Source organism: uncultured Polaribacter sp., from assembly GCF_947503855.1.
Lineage (GTDB): Bacteria > Bacteroidota > Bacteroidia > Flavobacteriales > Flavobacteriaceae > Polaribacter.
In genome coordinates this window covers 40,147-61,639 of the sequence record NZ_CANNFF010000010.1, presented here as the reverse complement: position 1 = coordinate 61,639, position 21,493 = coordinate 40,147, and the positions used below count along the sequence as shown (strand labels likewise).

At 31.9% G+C, this 21,493-nt stretch carries 12 protein-coding genes; 6 read left to right on the top strand and 6 right to left on the bottom strand.

Annotation, left to right across the window (positions count from 1 at the left end; genetic code table 11):
- Positions 1–9: 9 nt before the first annotated feature.
- The 6 genes from Q0662_RS09730 to Q0662_RS09705 all read right to left on the bottom strand — a co-directional run bounded on the left by Q0662_RS09730 (position 10) and on the right by Q0662_RS09705 (position 12,607).
- Positions 10–2,124 (bottom strand): T9SS type A sorting domain-containing protein, encoded by a 2,115-nt coding sequence (locus tag Q0662_RS09730; RefSeq protein ID WP_298949215.1) that lies wholly within the window; start codon positions 2,122–2,124, stop codon positions 10–12.
- A 17-nt stretch (positions 2,125–2,141) separates the two neighbouring features.
- Positions 2,142–5,033, bottom strand: coding sequence for an alpha-amylase family glycosyl hydrolase (locus Q0662_RS09725; protein WP_298949214.1), 2,892 nt, complete (start codon positions 5,031–5,033; stop codon positions 2,142–2,144).
- Between the two features lie 62 nt (positions 5,034–5,095).
- The gene (locus tag Q0662_RS09720) at positions 5,096–6,928 is read right to left on the bottom strand and encodes a SusE domain-containing protein (RefSeq protein ID WP_298949213.1); all 1,833 of its coding nucleotides are present in this window, start codon (positions 6,926–6,928) and stop codon (positions 5,096–5,098) included.
- Positions 6,929–6,955: 27 nt separating this feature from the next.
- Entirely contained in the window at positions 6,956–8,053 is a 1,098-nt protein-coding gene (locus Q0662_RS09715; protein ID WP_298949212.1) for a SusE domain-containing protein, read from the bottom strand.
- A gap of 22 nt (positions 8,054–8,075) precedes the next feature.
- Positions 8,076–9,686: a RagB/SusD family nutrient uptake outer membrane protein gene (locus Q0662_RS09710; RefSeq protein WP_298949211.1), complete on the bottom strand. Its 1,611-nt coding sequence runs from the start codon at positions 9,684–9,686 to the stop codon at positions 8,076–8,078.
- A gap of 17 nt (positions 9,687–9,703) precedes the next feature.
- On the bottom strand, positions 9,704–12,607 hold the full coding sequence (locus Q0662_RS09705; protein WP_298949210.1) for a SusC/RagA family TonB-linked outer membrane protein: 2,904 nt from the start codon (positions 12,605–12,607) through the stop codon (positions 9,704–9,706).
- A 197-nt stretch (positions 12,608–12,804) separates the two neighbouring features.
- Between Q0662_RS09705 and Q0662_RS09700 the strand changes: the two genes are divergently transcribed.
- The 6 genes from Q0662_RS09700 (at position 12,805) to Q0662_RS09675 (ending at position 21,415) form a co-directional block, all read left to right on the top strand.
- Entirely contained in the window at positions 12,805–13,827 is a 1,023-nt protein-coding gene (locus tag Q0662_RS09700; protein ID WP_298949209.1) for a LacI family DNA-binding transcriptional regulator, read from the top strand.
- Between the two features lie 147 nt (positions 13,828–13,974).
- Positions 13,975–15,324: an MFS transporter gene (locus Q0662_RS09695; RefSeq protein ID WP_298949208.1), complete on the top strand. Its 1,350-nt coding sequence runs from the start codon at positions 13,975–13,977 to the stop codon at positions 15,322–15,324.
- Positions 15,325–15,333: 9 nt separating this feature from the next.
- Positions 15,334–15,987, top strand: coding sequence for a beta-phosphoglucomutase (gene pgmB / locus Q0662_RS09690; RefSeq protein WP_298949207.1), 654 nt, complete (start codon positions 15,334–15,336; stop codon positions 15,985–15,987).
- A 129-nt stretch (positions 15,988–16,116) separates the two neighbouring features.
- Positions 16,117–18,423 (top strand): glycoside hydrolase family 65 protein, encoded by a 2,307-nt coding sequence (locus Q0662_RS09685; RefSeq protein ID WP_298949206.1) that lies wholly within the window; start codon positions 16,117–16,119, stop codon positions 18,421–18,423.
- A 10-nt stretch (positions 18,424–18,433) separates the two neighbouring features.
- Positions 18,434–20,392, top strand: coding sequence for a glycoside hydrolase family 13 protein (locus Q0662_RS09680; protein WP_298949205.1), 1,959 nt, complete (start codon positions 18,434–18,436; stop codon positions 20,390–20,392).
- Positions 20,393–20,449: 57 nt separating this feature from the next.
- On the top strand, positions 20,450–21,415 hold the full coding sequence (locus Q0662_RS09675; protein WP_298949204.1) for an alpha/beta hydrolase-fold protein: 966 nt from the start codon (positions 20,450–20,452) through the stop codon (positions 21,413–21,415).
- Positions 21,416–21,493: the final 78 nt, after the last annotated feature.

The following is a 21,493-nucleotide window of genomic DNA, read 5'->3' as shown; positions in this document are numbered from 1 at the left end:
TTATCGAGATTATTCTAAAACTATTTTCTTGCTTAATTTACCTGATTCGTTTTCTAACTGAACTATATATAGTCCTGTAGATAAATTAGGTAAAGAAACTTCATGCACACCATTAGATTGAAAAGAAGTATTTAATACTTGTTTTCCTAATACATTAAATACTTTAATATTCGATTTTCCTTGAGATAAACCAGTTATTTTTAAAATAGATTTATTTACAGTATACACACTTACGTTTTCTAAACTAACATCATTCGTACTTAAAGTAGATGATTTTGTATGTAAATAAAAACGACCAATACCGTTTGTATTTTCTGTTAATGTAACTTTATAGTTACTATTAGCCTCATCTAAAAGTGTAAATGTATTTGTAGTTCTATCTTCTAAAAACACTTTTAAACCAGAAGGTAAATTGATGTTTTCTGATGTGAACGTAATTTCTTTTCCAGCATCAGCTTTTATTCCAATAGGTACAACCATAGTTTCCATTTCAGCAATTGGCAACGCTTGTATTTGGTATTTTTTACCTTGATTATCTGCTACTAAATTAGTAAAAACATCCACGCTATTTTCAATTCCGCTAAAAGTTTCACCATCAAAACCATTGTCAAAACCTTTGGTTACATTGTCTAAGTAATAGATTTTAGCAAATCTATCAGATGTACCATCATTCATCATTAACTTTACTTTTGTATTTGATGTTTTTTGAAAAGTTGGGTAACTAGGTATACTTGGAAGCTGACCACCTGATAAAGCAGTCAAATTTATACCATTTGAAGATCTCACAAAAAAACCTTGAGTTGGTGCAACTACAATTCCTGATAGTATATTATAAGTTTCATAATTACCTGTTGATTGATTCCAAAGCCATAAAGTTTCAGAAACTAAATTTCCAGTGTTCTGTTGTATAAAAGAGGCAGCATTAAAATGAGTTAAATAAGGATTTCCAATTAAGTTAAAACCATTGTTTGTATTACTTACAGGAATTGAAATATCGCCATTATTTACTGTCCCAGTAAATGTAACAGTTCCACTAGTACTCCTTTTTACAGAATACCCAAGTCCATTTGAAGCGCTAATAGATCCAGCAGCTTGTAAATAGCTCCAACTATCTGTTGCAGTTGTGTATGTTGCAATACCTTTGTTATTATCTGTACCACTATCTATTCCGTTAGCACTTACAAAACTATCATTGAAAGTTACACCCGAGACAGGAGATGACATTAAATACCAATTTGCAGTACCTAGTTCTCTCTCGTAAGTCATAGTTCCTGTAAAAGCGTCATTTACAACTAATGAAGCCCCTGATTTAATAATACCTTTATTTATTGAAACGGCTGCAGTAGTAGCAGGTGGATTTGTAACCAAAGGAATATATACATTATGTGTTGATGTAGGAACACCTTCTGTCCAGTTATCAGGATTCTCCCAATAATTATTTTCAGTAGCAGTTCCTGTCCAAGTGTTTGGGTAGCTTTTAGAATCCGAAAAGGTAATAGAACCATCAGGCCCAGGGTTAGGAGAAGCTCCTGTACCTGCAGTTATATTTGACGTATCTCCAATAACTTCATTAGATAGCCATGAATCTCCAGAACAATAAGTTACAACAAAATCAAATTTATCTGTATTTGTTATTCCAATTTGCGAAAAATCGATAGTAAAAGTGTGAGTTGCAGAAGATGAGTCATTGTTAGGAGTTAAATCGGCTGTGTCTATAAAAGTATGACTGCCTGTTGCTTGAAGTTCAAAAATACCAGCAAAATCATTTTTAGCAGTTATTGCATAGTCAGCAGTAAATCCAGAAGGAAAACTCACTTCTGGATCTCTTGATCCATTAGTAGTGGAAATTGCAACTCTATCTGCACCTCCAGTGTCATTAAAAGAATTCGTATTAGTAAATCCTCCAGATTTTGAGTCAACATATATGACCACAACATTATCCAAGTTAGATCCACCTCTTGAAAATGAAAATGTCATTGTTGTTCCATCATCTGAAATGTTAAGTGTAGAACCCCCAACAGTTCCACCAAATCCACTATCTCCATTACCAGAATAAGAAACTTGTGCTTGCATAGTTAATCCTAAAAGCAAACTGCAGAACATTAAAAAATAATTTTTTTTCATTTTTTTTTAATTTAAGATTAGTTAATAATTAATTTTTTGGTTTCTATGTTGTTTTTAGTATTATGAATTCTCACAAAATAAATTCCCTTATTTAAATCATTTACTAAGAATATATTATTTTCAATATTATTTTTAGTAAAATCTTTTACTCTTTTGCCAGTGATATCAAAAATTGAAACACTTTCTACATTTTTAGAAATATGAAATTCTTTTGATGTTGGATTTGGATATAATTTAGTTGAAGTATTTTCTAAAACGATACCTTTATTTGATAACGTAGCTGGTTGATTACCAAAAATTTTAAATTCTCCTGGTTGTAATGTTATTGTGCTTGCAGAATACGTAGAATTGTTTTCTACATCCATAAGATCTACCCAATCTACAGCAAAAGGGAAATTAGTATTTACAGTTTGTGCAATAACATCAAAATTTGCTAATACAATTACATTTCTTAATGCTGTTGTGGCAATATTTGTATCAAAAATATCAATCCTTGGCGTTAAAGAACCAGAAGTAATGGTATAATCTCCTTCAAAAACAGGTTCATTAATTTTTAATAAATTCATTCTAGCCCAATCATCATAAATTTTCTTTCTATTTGTATTCGAAATCCAATTTTCTGACCATTGTGGTTGTGGTTTTGTGGCTAATTTACAATCACCATCAGTTCCACCTGGCTCGTTTACAGTACCATTATCACAGGTAAAAATAGAATTTTGCATACCAAGATCTGCAAAATGCCAAATCATTTTTGGCCCAGGAACCATTAAACTAAAAGCACCTATTGCAGACATTCTAGACAATGCTGTATTTAAATTTTTCACATCATGACTAGAAACTGCGCTGTTACCAAAATTAACTGCTCTGTACATAATTCTTTCTTCATCATGACTTTCTGGGTAACCAATAAGTCTAGGGCCATTAAATTGAGATCTAGATTTATGACCAATTCCAGAAATATTAGAATTTGTGCTATAGCCCATGATTAATTGGCTGTAAGGATCTGTCATTTTACCCCACATCATAACTCCTTTTCCTTCAGATAATCTATAATTTACCCATTCTTTTTCTTCGTTTTGTTCACCTAAGTGCTCAAAAATCACATAATGTTCTGCGTCTAAAGACCAAGAATAATCTGCATATTGTTTTAAAATATCAACTCTATCTTGTTGGTAACCGTTTGTACATCCATCATCACCACCAGAACAATTTTGAGTAAAACCTTTTGTTAAATCCCATCTAAAACCATCAATGTTAAAATCTTCAATCCAATGTTTTACAACTCTTTTTGTGTATTCTTGAGTTAATGTACTTTGATGATTAAAATCGCTACCAACATTATAACTATGTCTAGCAGTTTGATTAAAATAAGGATTCTCGCTACTTGGATCTCCCCAACCATCATTATCTGGATCATTCATCCACATTCTAACCATTGGGTTTCTTCCAAAAGCATGGTTTAAGGCAACATCTAAGATGACAGCAATTCCATTTTGATGACATAGATCAATAAACTCTTTGAATTTTTCTTCTGTTCCATAAAACTTATCCAAAGCCATGTGAAATGAAGTGTTGTAACCCCAACTTTCATTTCCTTCAAATTCCATAACAGGCATTAATTGAATGGCATTTATATTTAAGTTTTTGAAATAATCTATTCTATCTATTAAATCTTGATAATTTCTATTTGCGTCAAAATCTCTAACCAAAACTTCGTAAACAACTAAATCTTCTTCTTTAGGAGGATTAAAATTTGCCACTTGCCATTGGTAAGCTGTTTGTCCTGTTTGTAAAACAGTAACTTCTCTTTCTTGTCCTGCAGGATATGTTGGTAAATTCGGATATGAATTTGAAGAAATATAGGGATCATCAAAAGGAGATAAAACCAATGTTGAAAAAGGATCTGCAGTTTTTACAATTGATGGAGAATTAGCAATAGGCGTTTGATCATATACCCAATATTGATAGGTTTCTATTTTTCCTGAAGTTAACCCGTTAATTTCTAACCAAAATTTACCCGAACTTGGATCTTTTTTCATTACATAAGAAGCAGTAGGAGTGTAGTTGTTAAAACTACCAGCAACTTGTATAAAATCTTTACCAGGAGCAGATAAAACTAATGTTGCTTTTGTAGGATCTGAATTATAGTTGATACCATCTAATAATCCATTAGGCATTGTTTCTTCTACGACAGTTGGAGCAACTATTACTTCAAAACTAGCTTCACCAGTTTCTGTAGAACCAGGAGGTGAACCTACAAATTTTACAATACCACTTTCTGTAATGTTTGTAATTGTTGCGTTACAAGCAGGGAATCCGCAATTTCCTGTTTGTACAGATACATTGTTGTAAAATACCTCGAATGATCCTTGTACAGTTGTAGAACCTTGAAAACTAATGGTTGCAGAAACTGTTAAATTTTCTCCAGAACTAACTAATACTTGTCCAGAAGTTGGGTTTGTAATACTAATTTGTACTTTCCCGACAGGAAAAATAAAATCTTTACAACCTGTTGCTTTTAGTTCTTGAGAACCTGTTTCATTTCTAAAAACCATTCCTATTTGTGCAGCATTATCTGCTTGTGCTTGTGTTAAGCCATAATAGGTTTGTGGTGTTATGGTAATACTATAGGTACCATCTCCATTAGAAGTCATTTCTCCAATACCATCATCTTGTCCCCAATTACCAATTACATTGAAGCCAAAAGCATTGTTTTTGTCTCCAATACCAGAATGCATATATACTTTTGAAGGGTTGCTAAATCCATTACAATTACTGGCTGTACTATTAATATCAACAGTAATTGTAACGGGTTCATTAACTTCAATAGCACTTACATTGAAACTTACTTGAGCATTTGATAGTAAAGAGCATATAAAAAAGAATAAAAAAAGTAATTTTTTAATCATACTTATAATTTTTAAATAAAAAAAGGCTGTGAATACTTGTTCACAGCCTTTTTTTAAAAGTTTTAATTTAAAGTAATTGTTTTGTTAACTGTATCTATAGTTAATGTATAAGCTCCAGGAGTTCCTATAAACTTAAGGTTGCTATCACCATCAGCCGCATTTTCAAAATTAGCGTCTATAGTATATCCTTCACCTTCGTAATAAGGATAATTATAACTTGGAGACCCCCATTCTAAAGTTCTATTTGTGAAGAATCTAAAGGCATCATTTGCAAAAGTTACTTGACCAGAATAAACCCCTGCACCTGTACATGGCAGTGCAACTGGAGAAGCCCATCCCCAACCAGCATCTGGCACACCTGCACCAACTAACCATAATTGGTCTAGGTCACATAATTGAATAGGATCGCTTAAAGTGATTGTTTTATTTACATCGTCTATTGTTAATCCATACTCACCAGGAGTTCCATTAAATTTAAAATTACTATCACCGTCAGCAGCGTTCTCTAATCTAGCGTCTATTGTATAACCTTCGTTTTCATAATAAGGAAAGTTAAAACTTGGAGAACTCCATTCTAATGTTCTATCAGAGAAAAATCTAAAAGCATCATTTGTTAAATTGATATTACCTTCATAAACTCCTGTTCCAGTACAGCTAATTTGAATTGGATTAGACCAACCCCAACCAGCATCTACAGCACCAGCACCTACAACCCAAAGTTGATCATAATTACAGTTTGGACCTACTACTGCTGGACCTAAAGTAATTGTTTCTGCCTCTGTATCTATTTCTATAAAATATGCACCAGCAGTTCCAACAAATTGAAAATTAGAATCTCCATCATTTGCGTTTACTAAATTACTGTCTATGGTATAACCTCTATCTGTAAAATATGGGAAATTATAGCTTGGTGAAGACCACTCTAAAGCTTTATCTGTAAAAAATCTAAAGTTACCACCATTATCTGGAGATAAATTGATATTACCAGACCATTTTTTTCCTTGTAAAAGTAATTCTACTGGAGAAGTCCATCCCCAACCAGCATCTACAGCACCAGCACCAACTACATAAAGAGCAGGAGGTAAGGCTACATCGTAAGGTGTAATTGATAACGAAACTAAGTCTGAAGTTCTAAATAAGTCTCCTGAAGCAGTCTTAGCAGTTGCTTTAATTCTAAAATCAAATTTAGATTCTGTTCCAGCTGTTCCTCCATTAGCTAATAAAGCGTCGTTTAATTCGCCATGTTTAAGCTCTAAAGATAAATCACTTGTTTCTCCTAAAATAGTAGGATTGTCAAAATTACTTCCATTACTTACCATTTGTAATTCGTAAGTAATATCTACTGTACTTGTACTCGTAATTTCTGGATCATCCCAAGTAATAGTAGTAGCTACTAATTCTGGGTCTACATCTGATAAAATGATTGATACAGCTGCATCTGGACCAGTAATAGATGGCATTTCTACAGCAAATTTAGATACTTGAAAAAGTACTGAGTTTGAAGTTTGAGTACCTGTGTTCAATCTCATAAAAACAGGTGTTTTTGAGAATGATTTTACATCAGCATCATTTAAAACTGTATTAAACTCGTTTACAGTCATAGAAAAACTATTGTTATCTGAACTACCCAATGCAATTGGATTTGTAAATTCAGCATCTAAAGACATTTCTACATTGTAAGTTGCTCCTGTGTTAACCTCATCTCTCCAAGTAATTGTAAATGCAGGATTGTCTGGCAAAGCAAAATTTAAGAATATGTTACTAATACCTGGTGTATTTAAAACAAATTCAGGATCTGGTGTTGTTATTGTTAAGCTTTCTTCAGCATCACAAGCACCTAATAAAAGTGTAAGTGATAAAAATAAGTAGCTTAATCTTTTTATATAAATATTCATTTTTTTTATATTAAGAGTTATTAGATATTATAAGTTTAAAGGAATTAAAATATAACGCCCAGTTAAATCGTTAAACCAGATATCATAATTATCTTCTACAGGTACTGGAATTGGACCACCACCATCTGTTGCTACACCAGAAAATGAAGTGTCAGCACCCCATTTTGCAGAAGTATCTGTAACAAATTCCACATTACCAGGTGTTAATCTTACACCATTTGCATACCATACGTGTCCATCAAAAGATAAAGGTGTCATAGCTACTACATTTGCAGTGCTAGTTCCTTCAATAGATAAGGATGCTGGACTTGTCTTTCCGCTAGCATCAAAAGGTTCAAAAGCGTAGGTTTTACTAGCAAAATCTATACTAAAACTATAAAAACCGGCTGCTGCTATTGCATTGTTATTGTTTGGAAAAGTTCCAGGGTCTGTTCCTCCACCAGGGTTTACATCAATAGAAGAAGCGTCGTTAGTACCCCATTGAGGTTGCCATAAACCTTTAACTTCTAGAACTTTAAATTCTCCTGTCCCAAAATATCCTGTATAGTAATATTTATTGCTGTCAGAAGCATCTCTAAACAATGCAGGGTTGTTGTTGTTGTTATTCCAGTCTGGTGCAGTTGCATTTCCAACTAAATAATAATCGTTAAAGACATAATTAAAGTAAGGATAAACTTCTAAGTTAATTGTGTTAGAACTTACAATCTCATTTCCTTGCGTTCCTAAGGTAGAAGCTACTCTTATATACACATTTTTCCATTCAAATGGATTTAAACCAGCAGAACCTGCTGCAGAGTTAACTTCGTTTACAGAAAGTGTAATAGAGGTCTGTCCTGTAACGGTGGTTGCAGTTATTGGTTCAGTAAATGCATCATCACTAGAAAACTGAATTAAATAATTTATTGCAGTTTGTTGCCCATAATCTGCATCTTGCCAGTTTAAGGTAATTGCAGGGTTACCTGTATTGACAGCGTCTAACTCTAATCTGTTAAAGTTTAAGTCTTGTAAAACTGGAGCTGTTGGTGAGCCTATTGTGAATTTTTCAGAACTATCATTACAAGAAGTAAACATGATTAATGCCAGTCCAATAATTGTAATTGCTGAAAATCTTTTTATGTTTTCCATTATTTCTAATTTGTATTTTTAATTAATATCCAGCGTTTTGAACTAAATTTGGGTTTGAAGCCAAACTTGCTGAAGGTATTGGGTATAATTTTAAGTTAGATGGTATTGAGATACCACTTGTTCCATTTCCTTTCCATACCCAGTTATAGTTTCCTCCTGTAAAGCGTCCAAAACGAATTAAGTCTTGACGTCTGTGCGCTTCCCAGTGTAACTCTCTTGCTCTTTCATCTATAATGAAATCTAAATCTACATCTGCAATTGTTAAATTGTTTTGCGGATTGTTAGCTCTAGTTCTTAAAGAGTTGACATAAGTTAAAAGATCTGCAGGATTTGCGCCTGTACCACCTCTTAAATGAGCTTCTGCATACATTAAATATACATCTGCCAATCTAAATAAAGGAAAATCTGTATCTACAAAGGTTTGATCTACACCAAAACCACCTGTAGATTTTGCATTAGAATATTTTTCTAAAATATACCCTTGATCTTTGTCAGAAATATCTAATATTTCAATATCTCTTTCTGATGATATAATCGTGTTTCTAGTATCTGTATTGTAAATTCCGCCATCAAACAATTGTACAAATTCTTTTCTAAGTCTTAGGGCTCCACCCCAGCCACCAGCGCCAACGCCTAATGCAGCACCATTTGATTCTATACTTCCTACTGCACCATTAATCATAACTGTTGTTGGTCCGTAGTTTTGTGTAAATGTTCCGTCTGAAATTAAAGGAAAAATAATTTCGTTACTTGCAGAATTTACATCATTATCTGCCATAAAATTGTGCTGATAATCTGTAGCTAACGTATAACCACCTGCAATAATTTTTTTACAATAATCTAAACATTCTGTATATTTTTCTTGTCCAATATATACTTCTGCATTTAAATAGATTTTAGCTAAAATCATCCAAGCAACACCTTTGCTTGCTCTACCATGTTCTACAGCCATTGGATCAGCTAAATCAGCTTCAATAGCTATTAATTCAGACTCTACAAAGTCAAATAATTGCTGTCTGTCATAAGCTTGAGGTTGTGCATTAATTGCATCATTTTCGGTTGTAAAGTTTGCTTGCCCAAATAAATCCATCATGTAATAGTAAGACATTGCTCTAAGCAATCTTGCTTCTGCTCTAAATTTTACTATTTCTGCTCTTGTTGCAGAAGATACATTTCTTTCATCCAATTTTGCATCTGTAGTTTCTCTTAAGAAATTGTTTGCAAAAGCAATTGTAACGTGAGTTCTACCAAACATACCCAAAATAATTGGGTCATCTGCATTCCAAATATTACGTTGTATTGCTCTGGTTCCAGGGTCGTTTTCGTAAGACCAAATCATTTGATCTGCAGATAATGTTTGTAGATATAATAAAACTCTACCAAACTGACTTGTACCAGCATCTAAACCATCTATGTTTGATGATCCTGGACCATCTACACCTGTTAAAGATAGGTTACCATAAACACCTGCTAACAATTCTTTATAAGCAGTTTCATTTGCAAAAAAATCTTCACCTAATAAATCTTGATCGTCTTTTGGTGTAATATCTAGATCTTTTGTACAAGATGATAATGCTACAACCATCACAAGAAAAAGAATTGCTATTTTTTCTATTTTTAATATATTTTTCATCATTAATTCTTTATTAATTAAAATTTAATGTTTGCACCAACCAAAAATGTTCTTGGTCTTGGGTAAATAGTATTGTCTATACCATTAAATACTTCTGGATCTAGACCAGAGTAGTTTGTAAGTATAAAAACATTTTGCATACCAGCCCATAAACGAATGCTGTTAGAGGCAAATTTTTTGATAGGTCTATCAAAGGTATATCCTAAAGTAATATTATCCATTCTTAAGAAAGAAGCATTTTCTAAGTAAATATCAGAAAGTATTACATCTGATGTTCTTTGAAAGTTTGTGTCTAAAACAGAAGTAGGTATATTCCCTAGAACTGCATTGTCTTGTAATAAATCGTACTGAGCTAATGATGAATTTACATTATTGTATACGTAATTACCAATTTGAGCTCTTAAATTAAATGTTAAATCGAAATTTTTGTAATTAAAGTTCGATTGAAAACCTAAAGCTAAATCCGCTTGAGGATTTTCTTTTAAGTATCTATCATCTGTATTTATAATTCCATCTCCGTTTAAATCTGCATAAGCACCTTCTATAGGTTTACCAGCAGTATCATATAATTGTTTGTATACAAAGAAAGAGTTAGGAGCAAAACCTTCGCTATATAGTTGGATAAAGTTACCTGTACCACCAGCAATACCACCTGTAGTAATATCTTGACCTAATGCCAATTCTTTAATTTCTCTATCTATATAAGTTGCGTTAAAATTGATATTCCAATCTAATTCTTGAGTTTTAACCACATCTGCATTTAATGTGAATTCTAAACCATTTACTTGTAAATCTCCGATATTTTGTAGTACTCTATTTGTAAAATTAGAAGCATCTGCAACAGGAGCATCAGATAATAAATCTGTAGAATTTTTTTGGAAAGCATTTATAGATCCAGAAATTCTGTTATCAAATAAACCATAGTCTATACCTAATTCTATAGTTGCTGTATTTTCCCATTTTAAACTACTTCTTTCAGAAGGAATTGTAGACTGAATTGGATTACCACCAAATATATATTGAGAGTTTTGGTTTCCAAAACGATACCTATCTAAATATAAATCTCCAGCAATACCATCTTGTTGACCATTAACACCATAAGATGCACGCAGTTTTAATTCAGAAATTACTTCATTGTCTTTTAAGAAGTTCTCATCGCTCATTCTCCAAGCAAATGCTGCACCCCCAAAATTACCCCATCTGTTTTGAGGACCAAATCTAGAAGTACCATCTCTTCTGTAGTTTAGAGTTAATAAGTATTTTTCGTTAAAAGTAAGATTTGCTCTTGCTAAAAAACCTACCAAAACAACAGGAGTGTTTACATAAGAAGTAGCACCTTGGTCATTAGGGTTTCTAATGTTTCCTGTACTATTTCCAGAGCTGTTAAAAGATTGATAATCATAACCTACCATTACATCTGTTTTTAATTTGTCAAATGTATTTACATAAGTTAAGTACGCATTAAAGTTTTCATTTTCAAACTCATTAATAAATGAACCTTCACCCCCAACAAATAAGTCTGTATAGTTTGCAGGACTATTTAATGGGCTAAAAAAAGATCCTTCTTCTTTAGATTTATCAAAACCTGCAGAAACAGTAGCTGTAACTTCTGGTAAGAAATGTAATTTGTAATCTAACTTTAAATTACCAAATTGTCTAAATCTATTAGAGTTGTTATTGTTTTGCAACAAAGCAGCAACAGGGTTTCTTGTTCCATTTTCTACTAAAATTCCACCTGGTGTTCTATTTATATGTTGATAAAACCCTCCAAAAGGAGATGTTGGATCGTAAACAGGCTGTGTAGGGTCATAACGCAAAGCTGAGTTTACCTGTCCTGAATCAGCAGATCTGTTGTCAACAAAAGCTCTATTATAATTTAGGCTTACCTTTAAATGATCATCAAAAAATGAAGGGTTCATAGATACAGATATGTTTGATCTATCAAATTGAGATGTTAATAGGTTACCTTCAATTTCTGAAAAGTTTACAGAAAGTCTAGTTGGTAAAAAACCAAATATTTGACCTCTAGCCGTTAAATTGTGTTGCGTTGCAACAGATTTTTGAAAAATCTCATCTTGCCAATTTGTATTAGCAGTTCCTAAAAGACCAGCATCGCTAGGTCTTCTGGTATTGACTAAATTTCTAAATTCGTCTCCATTAAATACACTAACTCTGTTTTTAATTTCACCAAAACCTACTTGAACATCGTAGTCTAAAGTATATTCTGTTCTACCTTTTTTAGTAGTAATAATAATAACACCATTTGCACCTCTAGAACCATAAATTGATGTTGCAGAAGCATCTTTTAAAACCGAAAAAGATTCGATATCATTTGGGTTAATACTATTTAAATCTACTCCAGATAAAGGTAAACCGTCAATAACCACTAAAGGATCGTTAGATGCGTTTAAAGAAGAACCACCACGAATTCTAATTTGAGAACCAGAACCAGGAGCACCACTTGTTGTAATGTTTACACCTGCAACACGCCCACTTAATAAGTTTTCTGGTGTTACTATGTTACCTTTTGTAAATTCTTTTGCTGTAATAGCTTCTACTGAACCTGTTGCATCTTTTACTGTTGTGGTACCATAACCAACTACAACAATTTCATCTAATTGTTGAGAAGACTCTTCTAACTCTACAACCAAATTAAAATTTGATGTAATTGTAACTTCTTTATTAGCATACCCTAAATACCTAAAAAGAAGAACGTCTCCTTTTTTTACATTCGGTAAATTAAAGTTACCATTAAAATCTGTTTCAGCACCTTTTTGGGTACCTTTAACTATAATACTAACACCTGGTAGAGGATCTCCCGATGTTTTTTCTTTAACGATACCTTTTGCTGTTTGTTGAGCAAACATTGCAAAAGATGAACTTAAAAGAATACCAATTAAAAATAATTTAAGTTTTTTCATGTATAATTTGTTAAATAATAACTGTAAATTTGATTTGTATTAACAATAAATTTACATTCCACAGAGTAAATATAGAATATAATTTAGTTAATCTGGTAAAGTTTAAGTAACGAAAACGGTTTCGTGTTGATAACTTTATTCTTTAAAATTCATTAATTTAGCAAAAAAATAAGATTTAATTTGCCTATCCATAAAAAATGAAGCAAAAAATTACCATAAAAACAATAGCGAAAGAATTAGGTGTGTCAACTTCAACAGTATCTAAGGCCTTAAAAGATAGCCATGAGATTAGTACAGAAACAAAACAGAAAATTCAAGCTTATGCAGATCTCTACAATTACAAACCCAATAGTTTAGCATTACAATTAAGAAACCAAAAGACTAAGGTTATAGGTGTAATTTTACCTAAAATTGTACATCATTTTTTCTCTACAGTGATTATGGGAATTGAGGAAGGTGCTAACAAAAAAGGATACAATATTATGGTTTGTTTTTCTAATGAATCGTATAAAAAAGAAGTAGAAACATTAAAGGTTTTGTCGAATGGTAGTGTTGATGGTTTAATTGTTTCTATAGCTAGTCAAACCCTTGAAAACAAAGATTTTAATCATTTTAAAGGACTGGTTGCTGAAGAAATTCCTTTGGTATTATTCGATAGAGTCGTAGATGAAATATTGTGTGATAAAGTAGTGGTGGATGATGTTGGTGCAGGGTACAAAGCCACCCAACACTTGTTAGATAATCATAGAACAAAAATAGCATTAATAACAACACCTAATCATGTGAATGTTGGTGCTTTAAGAAGGCAAGGTTATGAAAAAGCACTGATAGAATCTTATATCAAAACAAATAAAAAATTAATTGTTGAAATTGATGAAAATGAAGATATAAAACCACAAATAGAAAAAGTTTTTGAACAAGACATTGATGCTGTTTTTGCGGTGAATGAAATTTATGCTGCAAATGCAATGAGAATAGCTAAAGAGAAAGGTTTAGAAGTACCAAAAGATATTTCTATTATTGGTTTTACAGACGGTTTAATCTCAGAATATTCATCGCCATCAATTACAACAATTGCACAACATGGTTTTACTATGGGGAAACAAGCTGTGGATTTATTAATTGAAAGAATTGAAAATGAATCGGAACTATTTAAACCAAAAAAAATAGTTATTTCTAGCGATCTAAAACTACGAGAATCTACGAAACCGTCGTCGTAAATATTTTAGTTGAATTTTATCAAAATCATAAAATTAATTTACCTTTGTTATAATATTAAGATTTATCAATAAATTTCATTCCACACTTTGTAATAATTGATAAGTCATAAAAACTTATCGTAATATTCATTTTATAATATTCGATAAATGGAAAAGCATAAATTAAATTTTTGGCAAATCTGGAACATGAGTTTTGGATTTCTGGGAATACAAATGGGTTTCGCCCTGCAAAATGCAAACGCTAGTAGAATTCTACAAATTTTTGGCGCAGACGTACATGAACTTTCTTGGTTTTGGATTATAGCACCTTTGATGGGGTTGATTGTTCAGCCAATTATAGGTTACTATAGTGATAAAACTTGGGGAAAGTTTGGGAGAAGAAAACCTTATTTTCTTGTCGGTGCAATTTTAGCTTCTATAGGTTTGGTTTTAATGCCACAAGCAGACATGTTTATTGCTTTTTTGCCTGCTCTTTGGGTGGGTGCTGGTTTTTTAATGATTATGGACGCATCTTTTAATATTGCAATGGAGCCATTTAGGGCTCTTGTTGGCGATAATTTAAGAACAGATCAAAGAACTTTAGGATTTAGCGTACAAACTGCTTTAATTGGTTTTGGTGCAGTTATCGGGTCTTGGTTGCCGTATGCTTTAACTAATTGGTTTGGTGTTTCTAATGCAACTTCAGAAGGTGTTGTGCCACAAAATTTAATTTGGTCTTTTATTATTGGTGCAATTATTTTAATTGTTTCAATATTAATTACGGTTACAACAACTAAAGAATATTCTCCAGAAGAGTTAGCAAATTTCGATAATGAATCTTTGGCAACAAAGGAGGAGCAAGAAAAATCCAGTTTAATGGATATTTTTGAAGATTTTAAAAAAATGCCAACAACAATGCGTCAATTAAGTTGGGTGCAGTTTTTTTCTTGGTTTGGTCTTTTTGGTATGTGGGTTTTTGCAACACCAGCAATAGCGCAACATATTTATGGTTTACCACATACAGATAGTACCAGTACAACATACCAAGATGCTGGAGATTGGGTTGGAATTCTTTTCGGAATTTATAATTTAATATCAGCATTTTATGCCTTTGCATTGCCTTACATAGCAAAGAAAATTGGCAGAAAAAAAACACATGCATTTTCTTTAATTATTGGAGGTTTAGGACTTTTATCAATCTACTTTATGCCAGATGAAAACTGGTTGATACTTTCTATGATAGGAGTTGGTATTGCATGGGCAAGTATTTTAGCAATGCCTTATGCAATTTTAGCAGGTTCTATATCTGCAAAAAAAATGGGCGTTTATATGGGAATTTTTAATTTCTTCATTGTAATGCCTCAAATCATTAATGCATTAATTGGCGGTCCGTTAGTAAAATATGCGTATGGTAATCAAGCAATTTTTGCAATAGTAATTAGTGGAATTAGTTTTTTAACAGCTGCAGCCTTAGTTTACAAAGTAAAAGATGTAGACGATGTAGTTGAAACAGTTTAAAAATAGTAAATGAAAAAAGGGTTTATATTCGATTTAGATGGTGTTATTGTAGACACTGCAAAATACCATTATTTAGCTTGGAAAAAGCTAGCAAACACATTAGGTTTTGAGTTTACCAAAGAACAAAACGAACTTTTTAAAGGTGTAAGTAGAAAACGCTGTTTAGAAATTTTATTAGAAATTGGTAACAGAGAAGCAACGCAAAAAGAATTTGATACTTGGATGATCGAAAAAAATATAGATTACCTAGAGTATATAGAAAATATGGATGCATCAGAAATTTTACCAGATGTACCTAAAGTATTACAATATTTAAAAGAAAATAAGATACCAATAGCCTTGGGTTCTGCAAGTAAAAATGCCCAACCTATTTTAGAAAAAGTAGGTTTGTTGCATTATTTTGATGCTATTGTAGATGGTAATAATGTTACCAAAGCAAAACCAGACCCAGAAGTATTTTTATTAGCAGCAAAACAATTAGGGGCAGATGCTAAGAATTGTATTGTTTTTGAAGATGCTGTAGCTGGTATAGAAGCTGCGAATACAGCAAATATGATAAGTATTGGTATTGGAGATAAAAATGTACTTTCTAAAGCACAATTTAACTTTAAAGATTTTACAGAAATCAGTACAGATTTTATTCAAAAATTAATAGAAAAATAAGTAAAGAGAAACAAGAAAAAAGGACAAAGAATTTAGAAAAAATTTAAAGATAAAATGAAGTAAAAATAGGCTTTTAGTACAACTTCATATTTCTAATTTCCCACTTTTTTCTCTTAAAAAAGTATAAAAATGAATCAAGATTATATACAACCTAATGAATGGTCAATTCTAGAAGAAGGTTTTGATACTCAAAAGGTAAAATCTTCAGAAAGTTTATTTAGTATTGGTAATGGAGCTATGGGGCAGCGTGCCAACTTTGAAGAACAATATACAGGAGAAACGTTTCAAGGAAGCTACATAGCTGGTGTTTATTATCCAGACAAAACTAGAGTTGGCTGGTGGAAAAACGGGTATCCAGAATATTTTGCAAAAGTTTTAAATGCCCCAAATTGGATAGGTATAAACGTTCAAATTAATGATGAAAATTTAGATTTACACACCTGTAAAGAAGTGTCAAAATTTAAAAGAGAACTAAACATGAAAGAAGGTTGGTTGTCTAGAAGTTTTGAGGCTGTTTTAGAAAACGGAATCAAAATTAAAGTTGATACAAAACGTTTTTTAAGTTTAGAGTTAGATCAAATTGGTGCTATTAGTTACAATGTAACACCTTTAAATACAGATGCAAAAATTACCTACACACCGTATTTAGATGCAGGTATAAGTAACGAAGATACCAATTGGGATGACCAATTTTGGGATGTTTTAGAAGTTTCTCAAAACAAAAAACAATCTTTTATACACGCAAGAACTATGAAAACACACTTTTATACGTGTACGTTTATGCAATCTCGTGTGTTTTTAGAAGGAAATGAAATTTTAACAGATTGTAATAGCTCTAAAACGGATAAAACAGCATCTAGTTCATATCAACAAGAAGTTAAAAAAAATCAAACGTATACAGTTCATAAATTTGGTGGTTATGTAGTAGATAGAATTCATAATAAAAACGAATTAGTAGCCCTTGCAAAAGATGTTTTAGACAAAGCTGTAAGTTTTGGTTTTGATGCATTATTAGAAACACAAAAACAATCTTGGGCACAAATTTGGCATATGTCAGACATTACCATTACTGGAGATGTAAAAGCGCAACAAGGTATTCGTTTTAATATTTTTCAATTAAACCAAACTTATTTAGGTACAGATGCAACCCTAAATATTGGCCCAAAAGGTTTTACAGGTGAAAAATATGGTGGAAGTACGTATTGGGATACAGAAGCGTATTGTATTCCATTTTACATGGCAACCAAAGACCAATCTGTAGCTAGAAGTTTGTTGGAGTACCGATACAATCACTTAGAAAAAGCTATAGAAAATGCCGCAAAATTAGGTTTTACAAACGGTGCAGCTTTGTATCCAATGGTTACCATGAATGGTGAAGAATGTCATAATGAATGGGAAATTACCTTTGAGGAAATTCACAGAAATGGCGCCATTGCTTTTGCCATTTATAATTATCACAGATTTACAAACGATTATACTTACATTCCAGAAAAGGGATTAGAAGTTTTAATTGGTATTGCACGTTTTTGGCATCAAAGAGTTAATTTTTCTACCGCTAAAAATAAATATGTAATGTTGGGTGTTACAGGGCCAAATGAATACGAAAATAACATCAATAATAATTTTTACACCAATTACATTGCAAAATGGTGTATAGATTACGCACTAGAAAATATAGAAATTGTAAAAACAGACCATATATCTGATTATATCAGAATCAAAGAAAAAGTGGCTTTTACAGATGATGAGTTAATGGACTGGAAAAAAGTAGCAGACAATATGTATTTTCCGTTCTCTGAAAAACACAATATTTATTTGCAACAAGATGGTTTTTTAGACAAAGAATTAATTACGGTTGCAGATTTGGATAAAAGCCAAAGGCCCATCAACCAAAAATGGAGTTGGGATAGAATTCTACGCTCACCTTATATAAAGCAAGCGGATACTTTGCAGGGTTTTTATATGTTCGAAGATCATTTTTCAACAGAAGAATTAGAACGCCATTTCGATTTTTACGAACCATTTACAGTGCACGAAAGTTCGCTTTCTCCCTGTGTACACAGTATACAAGCTGCAAAATTAGACAGAATGGAGCAGGCTTACGAATTCTATTTGCGTACTTCTCGTTTAGATTTAGACGATTATAATCACGAAGTAGAAGAAGGTTTACACATTACCTCTATGGCAGGAACTTGGATGAGTATTGTAGAAGGTTTTGGAGGTATGAGAATATTAAATAATACACTTTCTTTTGCGCCAAAAATTCCTAAAGGTTGGAAATCTTATTCGTTTAAAGTCAATTTTAGAGGGCAAATTATTACAGTAAACGTTGCTCAAAATGGAACCGTTTTCGAAATTGATGGAAATACAGAAATTAACATTTTAGTAAATGGAAATATTATAACAATATCTCCAAATAAGTTAGTAACAGTTTAATAGAATTATTATGAAACTTTTCAGAAACATTTTGTCGTTATTATTATTCATAGCTTTATTTTTTTCATGTAAAAATGAAGAATCATTAAAAAATGTTTCTGAAGTTTCTGTTTCTAACATTACTTTAGAAAGAGTTGAGCCTCCAAACTGGTGGATAGGTTTTAAAAACACCACACTGCAGTTATTAGTTAAAGATGACAATATTGGTGTTTCTAAACCAAGTATAAATTATCGAGGTGTAACTATTGATAAATTTCACACAGCAAGAAGTAAAAATTACTTATTTATTGATGTAACAATTGATGAAACTGTAAAAGCTGGAAAATTTGACATCACCTTTACTTTTGATGACAATTCTAAAAAAACACATACTTACGAATTAAAATCAAGAGAAAAATCAGCAGAAGATTATATAGGATTTGACAGTTCTGATGCCATTTATTTAATTACTCCAGATCGTTTTGCGAATGCAGACGTTACTAATGATAATGGTTCTGTAAATTCAAAAACCAAGGATACAGGTACATCTGTTTATTTTTTAAAAGAAACAACAATAAATAGAGCAGATGATTATGCAAGGCACGGAGGGGATATAAAAGGAATTACAAATCATATAGATTATATTTATGATATGGGGTTTACAGCTATTTGGTCAACACCACTTTTAACCAATAATATGCCAAGATCTTCTTATCATGGGTATGCAATAACAGACTTATATGAGATAGATCCTCGTTTTGGAAATTTAGCAGATTATAGAGCGCTAGCAGATAAGTTAAGAGAAAAAGGAATGAAATTGATCATGGATCAAGTTGCTAACCATTGTGGTAGCGAACATTGGTGGATGAAAGATTTACCTTTTGAAGATTGGGTTAATTATCAACAAAACTTCTTAAAAAAAGGAGATTTAATCACATCTAATCATAGAAGAACTTCAAATCAAGATTCTTACGCTTCTAAACAAGACAAAAAAGAAATGGCAGAAGGTTGGTTTGTACCCACAATGCCAGACTTGAACCAGAAAAATCCATTTATGGCAAATTACATCATTCAAAACTCTATTTGGTGGATAGAAACTATTGGTCTAGGGGGAATTAGACAAGACACGTATCCTTACCCAGATAAAAATTTTATGTCTAATTGGGCAGGAGCAATTATGAATGAATATCCAAATTTTTCTATTGTTGGAGAAGAATGGAGTTACAATCCATTATTGGTTGGTTATTGGCAAAATGGCGCCAAAAATAAAGATGGTTACGTATCTAATTTAAAATCTACGATGGATTTTCCCATGCAAAAAGCAATGATAGATGGGATTAATGAAGTTGAATCTTGGGACACTGGTTTGGTAAAATTATACGAAGGTTTAGCTAATGATTTTCATTATGCAACCCCAAAAGATATTATGGTGTTTTTAGACAATCACGACAAAAGTAGATTGTTTACAGAGGTTAAAGAAGATGTTACACAAGCTAAAATGGCATTAAGTTATATGTTAGTTTTACCTAGAATACCCCAAATTTATTACGGAACAGAGATTTTAATGAATGATACTGCAAAACCTGGAGATCATGGATTAATTAGAACCGATTTTCCTGGAGGTTGGAATGGTGACCAAGTAAATGCATTTACAGGCAAAGGTTTATCTAAAGCTGAAAAAGAAATGCAAAACTTTACAAAAAAAATGTTGAATTATAGAAAATCTTCTAAGGCAATTCACGAAGGAAAAACAGTGCATTTTGCCCCATTTATGGGTACCTACTTTTTGTTTAGAATAAAAGATGATGAAACAGTTGTACACATCATTAATAAAAATGATAAACCAATTCCTATTGATTTAAAACGTTATGCAGAAGTTGGTTTAGAGGGAAAGACATTAAAAAACATCATCACAGGAGAAGAATTTGTTTGGGGTGATGTTATCAATTTTAAAGAAAAAGGGAGTATTGTATTAACTACAAAAAATTAACTAATCTGCAACACCTTTTCAGTTTTTTAAAACCTGAAAGATCTAGAAATTTTAATCATGAAAAAAATACTAACCTTATTAGCAATTATAGTTTGTATTTCTTGTCATAAAACAGCAAAAGATAAAAAGCAAGAATCATCAAAACTAGCAATAAAAGCATATCAATTATCAACAACAAATTTAGCTGCTGGAAAATTAATTCGTGTAGATAGTTTTCCATCAAAATATATCACACCAAGACCTGTAGATGTTTGGTTACCAAAAAATTACTCATCAGAAAAACAATACGCGGTTTTGTATATGCATGATGGACAAATGTTGTTTGATGCAAACACCACTTGGAACAAACAAGAATGGATGATAGATGAGGTTGCTACCCAATTAATGCAAGAAAATAAAACAAGAGATTTTATTGTGGTTGCTACCCATAATATTCCTGCAATTCGTTGGCAAGATTTATTTCCAGAAAAAGCAATGAATTATCTATCTAAAGAAGATAAAGAGGTTGTTTACGAAGAAGTAAAAAAGAACAATTTTAGCACAAACTTAAAGGGCGATGAATATTTACAGTTTTTAGTGTCTGAACTTAAACCTTATATAGACAAAACCTATTCAGTCTATTCAAACAAAGAAAACACGTTTGTAATGGGATCTTCTATGGGAGGTTTAATGTCTATGTATGCAGTTGCAGAATATCCAAGTGTTTTTGCAGGAGCAGCATGTGTTTCTACACATTGGGTTGGAGGTTCGCCTTCGGAACAAAACCCTTTACCAATAGCAATTTTTGCTTATTTAAAAGAAAATGTACCAGATTCAAAATCACATAAAATGTATTTTGATTATGGAAACAAAACTTTAGATCAATTGTATCCTCAATATGCACCAAAAGTAGATTCTATTTTTTTAAAAAACGGATATACCAAAGAAAATTATAAAAATTTATTTTTTGAAGGCACCAATCATTCAGAATTATCTTGGCAAAAAAGAGTAAACATTCCCTTAACTTTTTTGCTTAAAAAATAATACAAACTGTCAGTTCGATTGAATTTATGAGGAACGAATAAATTTGTATCGAGAACTTTTAAAATCATTTAGATATAT